Annotated in this window: 12 protein-coding genes and 1 tRNA gene; 8 read left to right on the forward strand and 5 right to left on the reverse strand. The window is 63.0% G+C overall.

The window, feature by feature from the left end; translation table 11 throughout:
• Positions 1–435: 435 nt before the first annotated feature.
• The 4 genes from KF794_13410 to KF794_13425 all read left to right on the forward strand — a co-directional run bounded on the left by KF794_13410 (position 436) and on the right by KF794_13425 (position 4,981).
• Positions 436–3,426, forward strand: a complete 2,991-nt coding sequence (locus KF794_13410) for a helicase (protein ID QYK44741.1) — start codon at positions 436–438, stop codon at positions 3,424–3,426.
• A gap of 14 nt (positions 3,427–3,440) precedes the next feature.
• Positions 3,441–3,704 (forward strand): RNA-binding S4 domain-containing protein, encoded by a 264-nt coding sequence (locus tag KF794_13415; GenBank protein QYK46710.1) that lies wholly within the window; start codon positions 3,441–3,443, stop codon positions 3,702–3,704.
• A 71-nt stretch (positions 3,705–3,775) separates the two neighbouring features.
• A complete protein-coding gene (locus KF794_13420) occupies positions 3,776–4,111 on the forward strand; it encodes a ferredoxin family protein (protein QYK44742.1) in 336 nt (111 codons plus the stop codon).
• 300 nt (positions 4,112–4,411) lie between these two features.
• Complete coding sequence (locus tag KF794_13425; protein QYK44743.1) at positions 4,412–4,981, forward strand: CarD family transcriptional regulator; 570 nt, start codon at positions 4,412–4,414, stop codon at positions 4,979–4,981.
• A 73-nt stretch (positions 4,982–5,054) separates the two neighbouring features.
• Here KF794_13425 and KF794_13430 read toward each other — a convergent pair whose 3' ends face one another.
• Positions 5,055–6,524 carry a M48 family metalloprotease gene (locus KF794_13430; protein QYK44744.1) on the reverse strand — a complete coding sequence of 490 codons (1,470 nt, stop codon included), beginning with the start codon at positions 6,522–6,524 and terminating at the stop codon, positions 5,055–5,057.
• The gene (locus tag KF794_13435; protein QYK44745.1) at positions 6,521–7,339 is read right to left on the reverse strand and encodes a thermonuclease family protein; all 819 of its coding nucleotides are present in this window, start codon (positions 7,337–7,339) and stop codon (positions 6,521–6,523) included. The genes KF794_13430 and KF794_13435 overlap by 4 nt, the downstream gene beginning before the upstream one ends.
• A 91-nt stretch (positions 7,340–7,430) precedes the next feature.
• Between KF794_13435 and KF794_13440 the strand changes: the two genes are divergently transcribed.
• From KF794_13440 to KF794_13455, 4 genes are all read left to right on the forward strand, one after another.
• Positions 7,431–7,507, forward strand: a tRNA-Arg gene (locus KF794_13440).
• A gap of 79 nt (positions 7,508–7,586) precedes the next feature.
• On the forward strand, positions 7,587–10,031 hold the full coding sequence (locus KF794_13445; protein QYK44746.1) for a mechanosensitive ion channel family protein: 2,445 nt from the start codon (positions 7,587–7,589) through the stop codon (positions 10,029–10,031).
• A gap of 41 nt (positions 10,032–10,072) precedes the next feature.
• Positions 10,073–10,576, forward strand: coding sequence for a CAP domain-containing protein (locus KF794_13450; protein QYK44747.1), 504 nt, complete (start codon positions 10,073–10,075; stop codon positions 10,574–10,576).
• A gap of 45 nt (positions 10,577–10,621) precedes the next feature.
• On the forward strand, positions 10,622–12,238 hold the full coding sequence (locus KF794_13455) for an acyl-CoA synthetase (GenBank protein ID QYK44748.1): 1,617 nt from the start codon (positions 10,622–10,624) through the stop codon (positions 12,236–12,238).
• Between the two features lie 59 nt (positions 12,239–12,297).
• Here KF794_13455 and KF794_13460 read toward each other — a convergent pair whose 3' ends face one another.
• The 3 genes from KF794_13460 to KF794_13470 form a co-directional block, all read right to left on the reverse strand.
• A complete protein-coding gene (locus KF794_13460; GenBank protein QYK46711.1) occupies positions 12,298–13,641 on the reverse strand; it encodes a lipopolysaccharide biosynthesis protein in 1,344 nt (447 codons plus the stop codon).
• A 128-nt stretch (positions 13,642–13,769) separates the two neighbouring features.
• Positions 13,770–14,318: a DUF924 domain-containing protein gene (locus tag KF794_13465; protein QYK44749.1), complete on the reverse strand. Its 549-nt coding sequence runs from the start codon at positions 14,316–14,318 to the stop codon at positions 13,770–13,772.
• Between the two features lie 7 nt (positions 14,319–14,325).
• The gene (locus KF794_13470) at positions 14,326–16,113 is read right to left on the reverse strand and encodes a long-chain-acyl-CoA synthetase (GenBank protein QYK44750.1); all 1,788 of its coding nucleotides are present in this window, start codon (positions 16,111–16,113) and stop codon (positions 14,326–14,328) included.
• Positions 16,114–16,167: the final 54 nt, after the last annotated feature.

Below are 16,167 nucleotides of genomic sequence, written 5' to 3' on the forward strand. Positions count from 1 at the left end.
CTTGCCTCAAACGATCCCAGATGTGGTGAGAACAGAGTCCGAAACCTTGGCGAGTCAGCGATTCGGACGCGATTCGTTCGGGACTCGTTCCGTTTCTTACCGCGAACGGAAAAATTCAATTCAACTTGTCGCAAAACGAAACACTGCAAGCGTGTGAGACTCAACGCGGAATCACGCTGCCGTGCGCACGGAAATTAACTTTCGGCCTTCCATCCGGCGTGGAAATCGCCTGCTGCGACGATGCGATTAGTGGCATGAGGCCCGTACGAAACTACATGCTGCCGTGAACGCAGCGGGAAACCGATGCAGGTCAGCGATTCGGACGCGATTCGTTCGGATGCCGTTCCATTCGTTAACGGAATCCGGAAAATTCGATTCAAGTTGTAGCGAAACGAAACAGAAAGAGCGGAAAAGCCCCGCAACTCATCACCGGAAATGCCTCCCGCCTCCTCCAGAGATTTCGCGCGGCGCGTGCACAACGTCACCGCAGTGCTCGGCCCCACCAATACGGGCAAGACGCATCTCGCGATCGACCGCATGCTCGCACATTCGAGCGGCCTGATCGGCCTGCCGCTGCGCCTGCTCGCGCGCGAGGTCTATCAGCGCTGCGTTGCGCGCGCGGGCGGGGAGAACGTAGCGCTGATCACCGGCGAGGAGCGCATCAAGCCTCCGAACCCGCGCTACTGGGTATCGACCGTCGAGGCGATGCCGGACGATCTCGATGTCGCTTTCGTCGCCATCGACGAGGTGCAGCTCGCTTCCGATTTCGAGCGCGGCCATCTGTTCACCGACCGCATCCTCAATCGCCGCGGCCGCGAGGAAACCTGGCTGCTCGGCGCGGCGACCATGCGCGGTATACTTGGCAAGGTGTTGCCGGGCCTCGATGTGGTGCAGCGGCCCCGCCTCTCGATGCTGACCCACGCGGGCGACAAGAAGATAACGCGCCTGCCGCGGCGCTCGGCGGTGGTCGCGTTCTCCGCCGACGAAGTCTATGCGATCGCCGAACTCATCCGCCGCCAGTCGGGCGGCGCGGCCGTGGTGCTCGGCGCGCTATCGCCACGCACGAGGAATGCGCAGGTTGCGCTGTTTCAGGCCGGCGACGTCGATTATCTGGTCGCGACCGATGCCATCGGCATGGGCCTCAACCTTGATGTGGATCATGTCGCGTTCAATTCCGACCGCAAGTTCGACGGTTTCCAGTTTCGTCAGCTCTCTGCCGCAGAGATGGCGCAGATCGCAGGACGCGCGGGACGCGCACAGCGCGACGGAACGTTCGGTACCACCGGCAAATGCGCACCGTTTGCGCCTGAGCTGATCGAGCGGCTGGAGACGCACACTTTCGAACCGGTCAAAATGTTGCAATGGCGGAATGCCGCGCTTGATTTTTCGTCGCTGCGCGCGCTCGACGCGAGCCTTGCGGAAATCCCGCAGCAAGAAGGCCTCACGCGCGCGCCGCTCGCAGGAGACGTGATGGTGCTGGAGCGCGCCGCGCGCGATCCCGAAATCGCCGATATGGCGCAGAGCAAGGACGCCATCCGCAGGCTGTGGTCCGTATGTCAAATTCCTGACTACCGAAAAGTCGCACCCGCCGCGCATTCCGAACTCGTATTCACCCTCTATGGATTTCTGATGCGAGAGGGTACGATCCCGGCCGACTGGATTGCCGAACAGGTAGCCCTTGCCGACCGGCCCGAAGGCGACATCGACACGCTTTCGAACCGCATCGCGCAGGTTCGTACCTGGACCTTCGTGGCCAACCGCCCCGACTGGTTACGCGAACCGGAACACTGGCAGGGTGTGACGCGGGCCGTCGAGGACAGGCTCTCCGACGCGCTTCACGAGCGCCTTGCCCAACGCTTTGTCGACCGCCGCACCAGCGTGCTGATGCGGCGCTTACGAGAGAACACACGGTTGGAAGCCGAGATCAATCAAAGCGGCGAAGTCATCGTCGAAGGCCACATGATTGGCCGCCTGCAAGGTTTTGAATTTGCCCCCGATGCGAGCGGCGGCGGACCCGATGCGAAAGCGCTGCGCGCAGCCGCGCAGAAAGCGCTCGCGGGCGCCATCGAACAGCGCGCGTCCGAGATCGACGCCGCGAGCGACGACAGCATCATCCTCGCGAACGACGGCGTCCTGCGCTGGAAGGGCGAACCTGTAGCGAAGCTCGCCGCGGGCGACACCGCGCTGAACCCGCGCGTGCAGTTGATCGCAGACGAACATCTCACCGGCCCCGCGCGCGACAAGGTTGCGGCGCGCCTTGAGCGCTGGCTCGCAGCGCACATCGAAAAGCTGCTCGGTCCGCTGAATGCGCTGACCAAAGCCGAAGACGTGACCGGCATGGCGCGCGGCGTCGCGTTCCAGCTTGTCGAAGCACTGGGCGTACTCGACCGCACCAACGTCGCCGACGAAGTGAAGGGCCTCGATCAGGAAGCGCGTGGCGCGCTGCGCAAATACGGCATGCGCTTCGGCGCGTATCACATCTATATCCCCGCGCTCTTGAAGCCCGCGCCGCGCCAGCTTGCGCTGCTGCTCTGGGCGCTGAAGCACGGCGGCCTTTCGCAGAAGGGCATGAGCGAATTGCCGGCGCTGGCCGCATCGGGCCGCACCTCGATCCCGAACGACAGGGAAATCCAGAAGTCGCTCTACCGCGCGGCCGGTTATCGCGTGTCGGGTACGCGCTCGGTGCGCGTCGATATTCTGGAGCGCCTCGCCGATCTCATCCGCCCCGCGATTGCGTGGAAGCCCGGTGCGCCGGGCGAGAAGCCCGCAGGCGCAATCGACGGCTTCGGTTTCACCGTCGCCGTCGGCATGACCTCGCTGGTCGGATGCTCCGGTGAAGACTTCGCGGCCGTGTTGCGTTCGCTCGGCTATCGCATGGACCGCCGCCCTGCGCCGGTCGAAGCAAAACCGGAAGACGCAAAGCCGGAAGAAACGAAAACGGAAGAAGCCAAGGCGGACGAAACTCCTGCCACGGAACCGGCGGCCGAAGTTGCACAGCCGCTCGAAGCGGCGGCGCCAACCGAGGCATCCACGACTTCGAACGACACCACCGAAACGCAGATCGCCCCGGAAGCCACGGCTTCCGCCGAACCGGCGATGATCGAAGTCTGGCGTCCGGGCCGTCCGCGTCCGGAGCGCAAGCCCGAACGCAAGCGCCCGCCGCGCAAGGAAGAAGCGAAAACCGCGGACGGCGCTCCCGCCGAGGCGGCGGCAGCATCTCCTGCGAGCGAACGCCCGCGCCATGATCGCCGCGACAAGCGCGGCAAAGACCGCAACAAGGATCGCGGCAAACGCGGTGACGGCAACGCGGCTTCGTTCAAGCCGCGTCCCGAACGGAAAGAAAAGCCGATCGACCCGAATTCGCCCTTCGCGTCGCTGCTCGCGCTGAAAGAGCGCCTCGTCGCGGACAAGAAAGACAAGGCTTGAACGCGGCGGCGGCCCTGTCGCAACGCCTCGACCGCTGGCTCTGGCATGCGCGTGTCGTCAAAACCCGCACGCTGGCATCCACCCTCGTCGCGGACGGCTTTGTCCGCGTGAACGGTTGCCGCGCGGAAGCACCCGCGCAGGCCGTGAAACCCGGCGACGTGCTGACCATCGCTCTGCCCGCCCGCGTCCGCGTGCTGAAGGTGACGGGCATATTGCCGCGCCGGGCTGACGCCAGCGCCGCCAGACACATCTATGAGAGTGTGGGCGCGCAGGGCTGATGCCGCGCTTGCGCGCTTGGCAAAGGTGAGTCGCTGCGCTACTGCGCTCCCCGCTATATCCGGGCGATCCAATGACCTACGTCGTCAACGACAAGTGCATCCGCTGCAAATACATGGACTGCGTGGAAGTGTGTCCGGTGGACTGCTTCTACGAAGGCGAGAACATGCTCGTCATCCACCCCGACGAGTGCATCGACTGCGGCGTGTGCGAGCCGGAATGCCCGGCCGACGCGATCAAGCCCGACACCGTGCCGGGCCTGGAGAAGTGGATTTCGCTAAACGCGGAATACGCCAAGCAGTGGCCCAACATCACGATCAAGCGCGACGCTCCCTCCGACGCCGACGAGTGGCAGGGCGTCGAGGGCAAGGAGCAGTATTTCTCCGAAAAGCCCGGCGAAGGGGATTAGGCCGCTTGCCCGGCCCCACGGATTGCCGCTAACCATAAGTGCGGCGCTGAAACGCTCGCGCTGCGGCAAACCATTGATTTTCTGGGAAAATGTGCTATATTTCCCACAGTCGCCCGGTTTAATCGCAAATCCCAGGGCGCTCCGAGGAGCTGCCCGACCCGAATTCCAGCGTAGAGGCCGTTTTCGCACGCTCCGCCACCGGCGCAGCGCGGGGAAGTAGCATCGCCGCTGGCTTTCAACCTGGCAGCGCAAGTGTCGCGTAAGCCCGGCAAGCCGCCGGATCAGGAGCAGAAGCCAAGCATGACCACCCAGAAAAAAACCCAGACGCGCCAGGGTTTCCGGACCAACGAATACATCGTGTATCCGGCCCATGGCGTCGGGCAGATCGTTCGCATCGAGGAACAGGAAGTCGCCGGCTACAAGCTCGAACTTTTCGTCATCTCGTTCGCCAAGGATAAGATGACGCTTCGCGTCCCGACGTCGAAGGCAGCTTCGGTCGGCATGCGCAAGCTGGCTGGCCCGGACGTGGTCAAGAAGGCGCTTGAGACGCTGAAGGGCAAGGCGCGCATCAAGCGCACCATGTGGAGCCGCCGCGCGCAGGAATACGAAGCGAAAATCAATTCCGGGGACCTCATCCAGATCGCGGAAGTGGTGCGCGACCTGTTCCGCTCGGAAACTCAGCCGGAACAGTCGTACTCCGAACGCCAGCTTTACGAAGCCGCGCTCGACCGCATGGTCCGCGAACTCTCGGCGGTCGAAGACATTACCGAGACCGAAGCCGCGAAGCTGATCGAAACGCAGCTCATGAAGGCGCCGACCCGCAACAAGGCCGCGAAGCCGGAAACCGACGAACAGGAAGCGGCAGCCTGAAAAGATCAGGACGAGTAAAAAGAAAGGCCCGGAGCGATCCGGGCCTTTTCTTTTGCACGTTACGCTACGGCGCTTATTCGCCGATGATCTTTACATAGTCGCCCGGTTGCAACTTTACGCCGCGCTGCAATCCGTTCAGCACCAGAAAGCGCTCCAGCGGCCGGTCCTGATGGGCCATGCGGCTTGCGAGGCGCTCCGGCGTGTCGCCCGCAACCACGCGATGAATGCGAATCTTCAGCGGCTTGATGGTTTGCGCTTCCTCGATCGGCACGCGCCGGAAGGAAAGCGCGGACTGACGGAAGCTGGCATCGATCTGCGGGGTCAGGCTACGCGCCGCGAAAGCCATGCGATACACATCGTTGCCGAAGCGGATCGCGAACAACCGGAACGACCACTGCTCGCCGCGTACCACGGCAGTCACCGCGTTGAAGCCGTTGATTTGCAATTCCTCGATCGTTTCCTGCGCGATACCCTCGATCCAGCCGCTGGAAATATAGGTGGTGAGCGGATCGGAGCCGGACACCTTCACCGCGTCGAGACGCAGCGCTTCCTTACCGTTCGGCGCCGCGCCGAGCACAGCCTGCGGCGTGTTCTCCAGCGTGAAGCCTTCCGGCGCGGTGAACGCGAAGCCGAGATTCGGGTGGAAGAACTGCCGACCGCGCACGAAGCCTTCCTTCGGATCGTCGCCGAACGTGATTCCTTCCAGCGCGTTCAGGAATTCCTCGCGGTCGCGCTCGCTGGCATTGGCGTTGGCGAATTGCTTCGCGTTCGCCACCGCAATCGAGATGCGCTCCGGCGTCGAGGGGTGGCTGGAGAGAAAATCTAGGTCTTTCGGCTGCTGCGCGCCGCTGTTGAAGGCGGACGAGCGCAGCGCCGCGAAGCGTCCCATCGCCGTCAGGAAACGCGACGCGCCGAACGGATCGTAACCCGCGCGTGCCGCAATGCCGACGCCGACCGCGTCCGCCTCCAGTTCCTGTCCGCGCGAGAAGGTCGCAATCGAAAGCCGCGAACGCGCGAGCGCCAGCGCACCCAGTTGCGGATCGCTCAGCACGTCCGAGATCACCCGGCTGTTCAGCATCGCCTGCCGGATCTGGTCCTCGCGGATCGCGGCATGACGAGCGACCACATGCGCCATTTCGTGCGCGAGCACGGAGGAAAGTTCGGACGTGTCGTTCGCGAGAGAGATCAGTCCGCGCGTGACATAGATCGAACCGCCCGGCAGCGCGAACGCATTGATCGCGGGCGAGTTCAGAATCGTGACGCGGTATTTCAGCTCGGGCCGCTCGGAAGCCTTGGTCAGGCGCTCCAGCGTGCGCTCGATCAGCGCCTGCAACTGCGGCGCGCGATAAATGCCGCCATAGGTGGTGATGAGCCGCTCGTGTTCCTTGCGCTGCGCGGGCGGGAGCGCGTTGACGGCCGGATCAGCGTCGCGCGCCGTCAGGTTGTCGAGGGTGATCGAGTCGATACCCGCGCACGATGCCGTCGCCACGCACAGGAGGAGCGCGGCGCAAAAACGCTTCAAGCGATTCGTTGCTGAAATCATCGTTCGGCGGATTCTAGCATCTCGACGGCCTGCGCCGCGTTAACTTCTATGGCTGGCCCGCCCCAGGCAACCAGGATACCTCTAACCCGGACCCGCCTGCCGCGCCAGTTTTTCGGATCGCCGCCAATTTTAGCCAGTTCTGACCGGAACGCCGCCGGCACGATGATGGAAAAATCTTCCGTGTAGCGGCGGCCAAAATCCAAATAGAGCCGCGCGCGAGTATCGCCGACACGGCGAATCGTGCCCTCGACGACGACAAAGCGCCCGATCTCCCGGTTCAGTGCTGCATGATCGGCCGCGTCGAACACCCTGAACTTTTCGCGCGCCCACAGTCCTCGTTTTTCGTCGCGCGCTTTTCTTTCAACCGCCAGCAGCGCGGCAATGCAGGCGGCATTGCCGGAAATTGCAACGCGCATTACGCCCTGCTCAATCAGCATCGGCTCCAGCCATGCCCCCTCGCCGATCAGCACCGCGCGCGCGACAATGCGTCCATAGCGGTCGCGATCCTTGGCATCGGTAAAGACGCGAACCGTTTTTCCTTCCGCGAGTTGCCGCAAGAGCGCGACAGTCTGCGCGGCGGCTTCGCTGTCGCCATCGAGCACATTCGGTCCGGCCATCGATGCGAGCCGCACCTCGCGGCCATCGGCGAGCCGGAGCGTGCCGCTCTCCGTCACCTCCATGACCTTCGCTTCCATCGCCGTCCCGCCGCAGGCAGCAGGATCGGCCATAGCGCCGCGCGAACCCGGCAGCACAAAGAACATGGCGGCAAAGGCAACCGCCCCGGCGCGGGCGCTTCGCGGGAATTGCGTTCTCATGCGCCGATTTTGCACCCTGGATGCCGCCCATGAAAGACATCCCTGCCGTCCCAAGCCGCGAATTCCTGTGCTAGACGGACTGGCGATATACGGTCCCGTAGCTCAGCCGGATAGAGCAGCGGTTTCCTAAACCGAAGGTCGGGGGTTCGATTCCCTCCGGGACCGCCAATCGCAATACGGCCACATCGTTCGGCCAAGCCTTCGCGAGAATAAGCCCTCGCGGCAATAAACACCGGCAATCCAATTCATGTACGCTTTGACGACTGGCAAAAAAACGCCACGCCTGTTCCTCGCGGCGCTCGCCCTGCTCGGCGCATTCCTGTTTGCGCCGCCGGTTGCGAACGCGCAGGACGTAAACTTCGCCGACATCCGCGCTCGCCTCGAAACCATCCGCGCCGTATTCGATTATGTCGAAAGCGGAATCAGCACGACTAGCCGCCGCGCGGAATTGCAGCGTCTGCGCAACGCCATCGAACCGCTGCGCGACGAGCTGCAGCAACGCATCAGCGATCTGGAACCGCGGCTCGCGGAAATCGAAAACCGCGTGAAAGCGATGGGTCCTGCACCCGCTGCTGACAAACCGGAAGAGCCCGGCATCGCCAGCGAACGCAAGAAGCAAACGCAACTCCAGTCGGAAATCGATTCGCTGATCAAACAGGCGCGCGTGCTGGTGCTGCGCGGCGACCAGATCGCCTCGCGCATCGACGAGCTTCGCCGCGCGCGTCTTGCCGACCGCCTGTTCGAGCGCACTACCAGCCTGCTCGATCCGAAACTCTGGCTTGGCGTAATCGAGGCCATTCCCACGGAAGCCAAACTGATTGCGAAGACCGCCTCCGACTGGTTCGCAGTTGTGAAAGGACTGCCTGGCTTCACGCAAAGCATCGCGATTGCCCTGGCCGCGAGCGCGGCCGCGATCTTCGGCATTTTCTTTTCGCAGGGATGGATTCGCCGCCGCCTTTCCAGCGTGGCTGCCGCGCAAGATGGTGACAAACCCTTGCCGCGGCTGCGCCGCGCCAAGGCCGCCGTACGCGATGCAATTCTCGGCGCCGCCGCGTTGCCGCTCGCGGGCTACGCGGTAATCGAGATTTTCTCGTCGTTCGATTTCATCGTTGGCGACGGCCACGCTGCGCTGCTCGGCATCCTCGCCGCGGCAACGCTGTATGCCGTAGGCCGCGCGCTGGCCGATGCGCTACTGCGGCCGGCAGATGCGCCCCGCCGCATCTTCGCCATCAGCGACGAAGCCGCCGCGCGCCTCTACAGCTTCACGACCTATACGCTGCTGATCGCCGCCGTCGGCGCATCGCTGAACGTCATCCATCGCAGCCTCGGCGCGCCGCGCATCCTCGTCGCAGCGACCAGCGTGCTGATGGCGGGACTGATCGCCGCGAACATCATTTACGCCCTGATGAAAACCCGCGGCGACAGCATGAGCGCCAAGGGCGAGGTCGCGCCGAACTGGTTGCGCCTCGTGTTGTGGATCGCGTCCATCGTGATCCTCGGCGCTGCGATCATGGGCTATGTCTGGCTCGCGTCGTTCCTCACCAGCCGCCTGATCCATGCCGCCATCGTCATCGCGGCGGCCTATACGTTGCTCACGCTCATCAACGCCTATTTCGGCGAAGGCATGCACGCGAGCAGCGAACGCGGACGCGCCCTCGCCTCCACGCTCGGCATCCGCTCGTCGAGCCTCGATCTCGCCGCCGTGTTGCTGGCGGGCGCGGCGCGCGTGTTCATCGTCGTGGTCGCGCTGTTTCTCGTGCTCGGCAACTGGGGCACTTCGCTCACCGACCTGATCACGAGCTTCGACCGCGCTTCGTTCGGAATCGAACTCGGCAAGCTGCGGATTTCGCTCTACGACATCTTCTCTGCGGTGGTCATTCTCGTCATCGGCATCCTGCTGTCGCGCGTGCTGCAACGCTGGCTCAACGATGCGGTGCTGCCGCGCACCCGGCTCGACACCAGCCTGAAGAATTCGATTGCCACCATTGCCGGCTATGCTGGCGTGATCGCGGCGATTTCCTTCGCGCTGGCGCGGCTAGGACTGAACCTCGAAAACATCGCGCTGGTCGCGGGTGCACTTTCGGTCGGTATCGGTTTCGGTTTGCAGGCCATCGTCTCGAACTTCGTGTCGGGACTGATTCTCCTCACCGAGCGCCCGGTAAAGGTCGGCGATCTCATCAACGTGAAGGGCCAGGACGGCTATATCCGCCGCATCTCGGTGCGCTCTACGGAAGTCGAAACCTTCGACCGCGCCACGCTCATCATCCCGAATACCGAACTCGTCACCGGCGCGGTAACGAACTGGACGCACCACAACACGCTTTCGCGCATCAAGATCCCGGTCAGTGTTCCGGCGACGGTGCATGTCGACCGCGTGCGCGACATTCTGCTCAAAATCGCGAACGACCATCCCCATGTCGTGAAGCAGCCGGAACCGAAGGTGATGCTGCTCAACATCGACGGCGACAACCTCGGCTTCGAGCTGCGTTGCCTGATCGATAACGTGACGGTCGCAACCCAGACCAAAAGCGACCTCAACTTTGAAATCCTGCGCGCGTTCCGGAAGGCCCGCATCCGCAAGGCGGAAGCCCAGCCGGTCTCGCCCGACGACAGGGAAGACGAAGTTCCCGATTCGAATGCCCCGAAACTCGCATCCAATCGCCTGCCCGACGACGCGGAAAGCAAGCGTTAAGCGTTTAGCGCCATACCCGAACCCTTATGCGGCGGATCATCATGAACAGTACCGTTTGCCTGTTGCTCGGCGCGCTCATCTCCGGTTGCGCGACTGCGGAACCGCCGCAGGGCCAGCCTGCTTTCTACGACAACCTTTCGCGCGGCGACGTGAAGTTGAACGTGCCCGCGGCGATCTCGCTGATCTCGGACTATCGCCGCAAGAACGGCCTGCCGCCACTCGAAACTGATCCGAAATTACAGGCGATGGCCGAGGAACAGGCGCGACTGATGGCGAAGGCGAACAAGGTCACGCACGATCCGGGCGGACGCAATTTCACCAAGCGCCTGAAGGCTTCCGGCTTCGACGCGCAGCGCGCGGCGGAAAATATCGGCGCGGGCTATCACACCATGGCGGAGGCGTTCTCCGGCTGGCGCGATTCCCCGTCCCACAACAAGAACATGCTGCTGCCCGGCGCGACCCGCGTCGGCATCGCCACCGCCTATGCGCCGAACTCCAAATACAAGGTGTTCTGGGCGCTCGTACTCGCGGAACCGGACAAGTAGCGCTACAACGCTTCCCGGCAAAACCGCGATCCGCCGAGAAGTGAAATGCTCCCCAAGGCGTCCACCTTTGCAGAACTGACGCGCAACTTCCGCTGGCAGATACCGGCGCAATACAATATCGGCGCCGACATTTCCGACAAATGGGCGGCACGAGAGCCGTCGCGCACAGCGATCGTCCATGTCCATCCGGATGGCCGCAGTGACAACTATTCCTTCGACTGGCTGCGCGAGAACTCCAACCGTCTCGCGAACGCGCTGCGCGCGCACGGCGTCGCGCGCGGCGACCGTGTCGCGGTCTATCTCCCGCAGTCGCCGGAAGTCGTCTCGACCCATGCCGCGATCTACAAACTCGGCGCGGTCGCGCTGCCCATCGCCATCGTGTTCGGTCCCGACGCCTTGTCCTATCGCCTCCAGAACTCCGGCGCGAAGGCGATCGTCACGAATGCGGCGGGCGCGGCGAAGGTCGCGGAAATCCGCGGCGAAGCGCCGGGACTAAAGCTCGTCGTCTCGGTCGATGGCGCGGAGAACGGCGTCGAGGATTTCAGGACGCTGATCGAAAAGGCTTCCGCGGATTTCAGCGCCGTCGCGACCACGCCGGACGATCCGGGCCTGATGATCTACACTTCAGGCACGACCGGCCAGCCGAAGGGTGCACTGCACGGCCATCGCGTCGTGCTCGGCCACCTGCCGGGCGTTGAACTGCCGCACGATTTCTTTCCGCAGCCGGGCGACCTGTTCTGGACGCCCGCCGACTGGGCGTGGGCGGGCGGCCTGCTCGATGTGCTGCTGCCCTCGCTCCACCACGGCGTGCCGGTGGTGTCGCGTAAGTTCGACAAGTTCGATCCCGACGAAGCCTATGCGCTGATGGCGAAGCAAGGCATCCGCAACGTCTTCATCCCGCCGACGGCGCTGCGCATGTTGCGCTCGGCGCAAAGCCCGCGCGGCAGGCACGACGTGAAGCTGCGCACGCTCGGTTCCGGCGGCGAGTCGCTGGGCGCCGAAACCTACGAGTGGGGCAAGGAAACTTTCGGCCTCGTCATCAATGAATTCTACGGTCAGACCGAATGTAACCTCGTGCTCTCCTCCTGCGCGATGCTCGGCGTCTCGAAGCCCGGTGCAATCGGCAAGGCGGTGCCCGGCCACGAAGTCGCGGTGATCCGCGAGGATGGAAATGTCTGCGAGCCGGAAGAACTCGGCCAGATCGCGGTGAAGCGTCCCAACCCGGTGATGTTCCTCGAATACTGGCAGCGCGAGCAGGCGACGAAGGAAAAATTCATCGGCGACTGGATGCTGACCGGCGATCAGGGCGTGCAGGACGCGGAAGGCTATTTCCATTTCGTTGGCCGCGACGACGACGTGATTACCTCGGCCGGCTATCGCATCGGTCCGGGCGAGATCGAGGATTGCCTGATCCGCCACCCGGCGGTCGCGCTCGCCGCGGTGGTCGGCAAGCCCGATGCGCTCCGCACCGAGATCGTGAAAGCCTTCGTGCAGTTAAAGCCGGGCTTTGCCGCAAACGAGCAGTTGGCGTCGGAGATCCAGAATTTCGTGCGTACCAAGCTCGCCGCGCACGAATATCCGCGCGAGGTCGCTTTCGTGAAAGCGATGCCGATGACGACGACCGGCAAGGTCATCCGCCGTTTATTGCGCGAACAGGTGTGATAACGGCGCGCTCCCGAAGCGGGCGAGGCGGCTCTCGGAGAAGGTCGCGCCTAGAAAAATTAAGGCTTGCGCCAGACGAAGACGTGCAGGCCGAGCTTACGCTTCGTGACCAGGTACAGCATCGCAGATTCGAACATCATCGCCGCCGAGATCGCGATTGCCGCGCCATAGAGCTTGAAGTGCGGGATCAGGATGAAGCATAGCGACAGGTTCGCGATGAAAGCGAGCGCATAGATCGTCGCGCAGATTTTCTGCTCGCCAACCATATTCAGCAGCCGTTCCACCGGTCCGACCCCCGCGCGCGCGAGCAGGCCGAGCGCCAGCACGAACATCAGCCCGTAACCGTTCGCAAAACCTTCGCCGAACAAGCTCAGCAGCGGCTTGCCCGCCGCGAGCAGCAACAGCGTGCCCGCGAGCGACGGCCAGAACGTCCACTTGATGGAGTCGTTGAGGAAACGCTCCAGCTTCTCGCGCTCGCCCGCCATGTGATATTCCGCGAAACGGTGCGCGGTCGCCGCCGAAACCGCAAAATGCACGAACACGACCAGCGCCAGAATTTTAGTCGCCGCGTAATAGACCGCAACTTCGTCCGGCTCGACGAAGGCTTCGAGCACCAGAATATCGGTGTAGGTCAGCAGGAAATAGAAACTCTCGACCAGAAAGATCGGAAACGCGGTCGCCAGCCAGAACTTGATTTCGTACTTGCGCGGGCCGGCATGCGCCTTCTCGCGGAGGCGGCTGCGCATCATGAGCAGTTGCGACACCGTCACGATCCAGTACGCGAACACGGTGGACGCCATCGCGTAGAGCGCGGTGTTCGGAAAGCCTGCAAAGTGGAATCCCGCCATGAACGCGAGGATCACCAGCGGGCGCACGATGTAGCCCGGCGCCAGCGCCATATCGATCCAGTTATAGGAACGCGAGATGCCGTCCTGCGCGGCGCTGAGCGCGTGCATCGGCAGACACGCGCACATCAAAACCAGCGGCACGACATAATGGTTGTCGAGGTAGCGCCGGAAGACAAATAGCCCACCGATCACGATTGCAGCGACAAAGGTCGCAATCGCGACGCAAAGCCAGCGGCTCGCGAAGATATATCCGCGCACCCGCTCGTAATCGCCCTTCGCCGTATATTCGGGAATGAAACGCTGCGCGGCAGTGCAAAGACCGAGCGGAACGAGGCTGCCGATCAGCAGCAACCACGTCCACACATAAACATAGACGCCGAACTCGTAGCGCCCCATCCAGCGCGCAAGCACGATCTGCGAAAGGAAGGCTACGCACGCGCCGGCGACGCGAATAAGAAAAGCCGTGGCTGCCCCGCGCCGAGCGATTGAATGATCGCTTCCGCCCGTGAACAGGCCCCATACGCGCGCAATCAAAGCCCGCGCGTTATCGCGCAGGCTTCGCGCCTCATGCTGATTCTGACCGGCAATTGCCAAGCCGAGTCTCCCTGTCCCGGAGCCTTCGCCCTCGTTTTATCGACAGGTATCAGAGTGCCGTTAAGAAACCGTTCAGGGAATCGTAGACTTCAGCCAGCGAATCCGCCGTTCGCCAGATATTCCACCTCGGCCGGAGTGGATTCACGGTCGAGCATCTCGTTCCGGTGCGGAAAGCGACCGAACCGCGCAATCGCGTCGAGGTGGATCTCGGCATACTTAATGTTTTCTTGCTTGCCGTGCAGCTTCATCAGATCGACGCAGCGCTCCTGATCAGCGAGCCGCTCCGAATGCATGAACGGCAGATAGAAAAAGCTACGCAGCTCGCCGGAAACCGCGGCGTCATATCCGGCCGCAATCGCCGTATCCGCGATCTCGCGCGCTTTCGCATCGGCGATGAACATGCCCGGCGTGCCGCGGAACATGTTGCGAGGAAACTGATCCAGCAAAATGACGAGTGCGAGCGCGCCGTCCGGCGTCGCCGCCCAGTCGTCACGGCCGCCCGCGGCGGCGACTTCATAAAGCGAAGCGAAGTGCTGCCTGATTTCCGCATCGAACGCCGGATCGGACTTGAACCAGCGCTCTGCGCCAGCATCGTTCCAGAACGAGAGAATGGCTTCGGGTGTGGTGTTGTTTGTCATGCTCCGCTTATAACCGGAACGCGCGCGACTGTATCCGCTCATAGAGCGATTTATCGAGCGGCACATAAGCGCCCTGCGCACCGTCGTAGAAATACAGTTCGTCCTTGATGGCCGCGGGATCGAACCCTTCTTTCACCAGATCGACCTTGCGCTGCTTGAAAGTTCCGGTGACGTCGAGTTCGCGCCGAAGCCGCACGAAAATCGGCCGTGCATATTCCGGCAACGACTTGCTCACATGCGAACGCAATGCGGAAAAATCGACGCCATGTTGCGCCACCAGCGCGATCATGCCCGCCTTGCCATCGTAGCCCTTCACCGGCACGCCATAGACCGTCGCTTCGTCGATACCCGGAAACACCGTGAACGCCTCCGCGACTTCGTTGGTGGAAACATTCTCGCCCTTCCAGCGGAACGTGTCGCCGATGCGGTCCACGAAGTAGAAATATCCCTTCGCATCCTGCCGCAGCAGGTCGCCGGTGCGGAACCAGGCATCGCCCTGCTCGAATACGTCGCGCAGCACCTTCTTCTTGGTCGCCTCGGTATCGGCGTAACCCTCGAACCGGTTCGCCGGTTTGCTGGCGTCGTTGATGATCTGTCCGATCGCCTCGCCCGCTTCGCCCGCGTCACAAACAATGCAGCGTCCCTGCGCGTCGCGGACAGGCTCTTCTTTTTCCACGTCGAACTTCACGATGCGGGTCGGGAAACGATGCGCGAGATATTTCGGCAAACGGCCGATTGCGCCCGGCGTGCCGTCGAAGTTGAAGCTCGCGACATTGCCTTCGGTCGCACCGTAAAATTCGAGGATCACCGGAATCCGGAAGCGCTCCTTGAACGGACCCCAAACATCGGGCCGTATGCCGTTGCCGCAGCACAAACGAATGGTGTGTTTCTTCTCGCCTTCGCTCGGCGGCGCGGTGACGAGATAGCGGCACAGCTCGCCGATATAGATGAACAGCGTGCATTTCCACTTCACGCAGTCGTCCCAGAACTCGCGCGCGGAAAACTTCTCGCGAATGATCACCGTGCCGCCGGAAAGCAGAGTCGCGCCGGTCGCGATCAGGCCGCCGTTCGAGTGGTACATCGGCAGCGTGTCGTACATGCGGTCCGACGCGGTGGTCGCCATCGCCCCCGCGAAGCCGTGGGTGATGAGCATGAGCCGGTAGTGGTTGATGTTCGCGGCCTTCGGCAGACCGGTGGTGCCGCTCGTATAGATAAAGAGCGCGCGGTCGTTGATGTCGAGATCGGGCCGGTCCGCCTGCGGGATGGAGGCCTTGTCCATCGCGGCGATTGCCGGTTCGAGGCGCTCATACTCGCCGCCACCCTCGCCATGCGCCCATATTTTCGGCTGCACCGTGAGCTGCGCTTTCGCGCTTTCAAAAGAGCGCATCAGTCGCGAGTCGACGATGACATGCTTCGGCGAAACGATGGAGATCGAATGCGCCAGCGGCGTGCCGGTGAGATTGGTGTTGAGCAGCGCCACCAAACCACCCGCGCGCAGGATGCCGAGCCACGCGATCATGTATTCGGGCCGGTTCAGCATCAGCAGGCAAACGACATCGCCCTTGCCCACACCTTGCGCCCGCGCCCAGCGCGCATACTGGTTCGCGCGCTCGTCCAGTTCGCGGTAGGTGAAACGCTCGCGGTCCGAGATGAGAGCTTCCTTGTCGCCGTACCGCTTCGCGAGTTCCTCGATCACCCACGGAAATACGCGCTTTGGATTTTTCGCGATCGGTGTGGTCTTGCGCAGCGTTCTAAGCGCGCCGCGCAGATACTTGAACTCTTGCAACAGACCCATGCTTTGCTCCCCTGGCGGCGCACTTCACGGCGCCTTCCGTAACGGGAACAATCG

The sequence above is a fragment of the Xanthobacteraceae bacterium genome (genome assembly GCA_019454205.1).
Classification (GTDB): domain Bacteria; phylum Pseudomonadota; class Alphaproteobacteria; order Rhizobiales; family Xanthobacteraceae.

Bases quoted from the DNA above. Each gene is read 5' to 3' on its own strand.
- KF794_13425 (QYK44743.1), top strand. From the start codon at position 4,412: ATGACCACCCAGAAAAAAACCCAGACGCGCCAGGGTTTCCGGACCAAC.
- KF794_13430 (QYK44744.1), bottom strand. From the start codon at position 6,524: ATGATTTCAGCAACGAATCGCTTGAAGCGTTTTTGCGCCGCGCTCCTC.
- KF794_13420 (QYK44742.1), top strand. From the start codon at position 3,776: ATGACCTACGTCGTCAACGACAAGTGCATCCGCTGCAAATACATGGAC.
- KF794_13450 (QYK44747.1), top strand. From the start codon at position 10,073: ATGAACAGTACCGTTTGCCTGTTGCTCGGCGCGCTCATCTCCGGTTGC.
- KF794_13465 (QYK44749.1), bottom strand. From the start codon at position 14,318: ATGACAAACAACACCACACCCGAAGCCATTCTCTCGTTCTGGAACGAT.
- KF794_13470 (QYK44750.1), bottom strand. From the start codon at position 16,113: ATGGGTCTGTTGCAAGAGTTCAAGTATCTGCGCGGCGCGCTTAGAACG.
- KF794_13410 (QYK44741.1), top strand. From the start codon at position 436: ATGCCTCCCGCCTCCTCCAGAGATTTCGCGCGGCGCGTGCACAACGTC.
- KF794_13445 (QYK44746.1), top strand. From the start codon at position 7,587: ATGTACGCTTTGACGACTGGCAAAAAAACGCCACGCCTGTTCCTCGCG.
- KF794_13435 (QYK44745.1), bottom strand. From the start codon at position 7,339: ATGAGAACGCAATTCCCGCGAAGCGCCCGCGCCGGGGCGGTTGCCTTT.
- KF794_13455 (QYK44748.1), top strand. From the start codon at position 10,622: ATGCTCCCCAAGGCGTCCACCTTTGCAGAACTGACGCGCAACTTCCGC.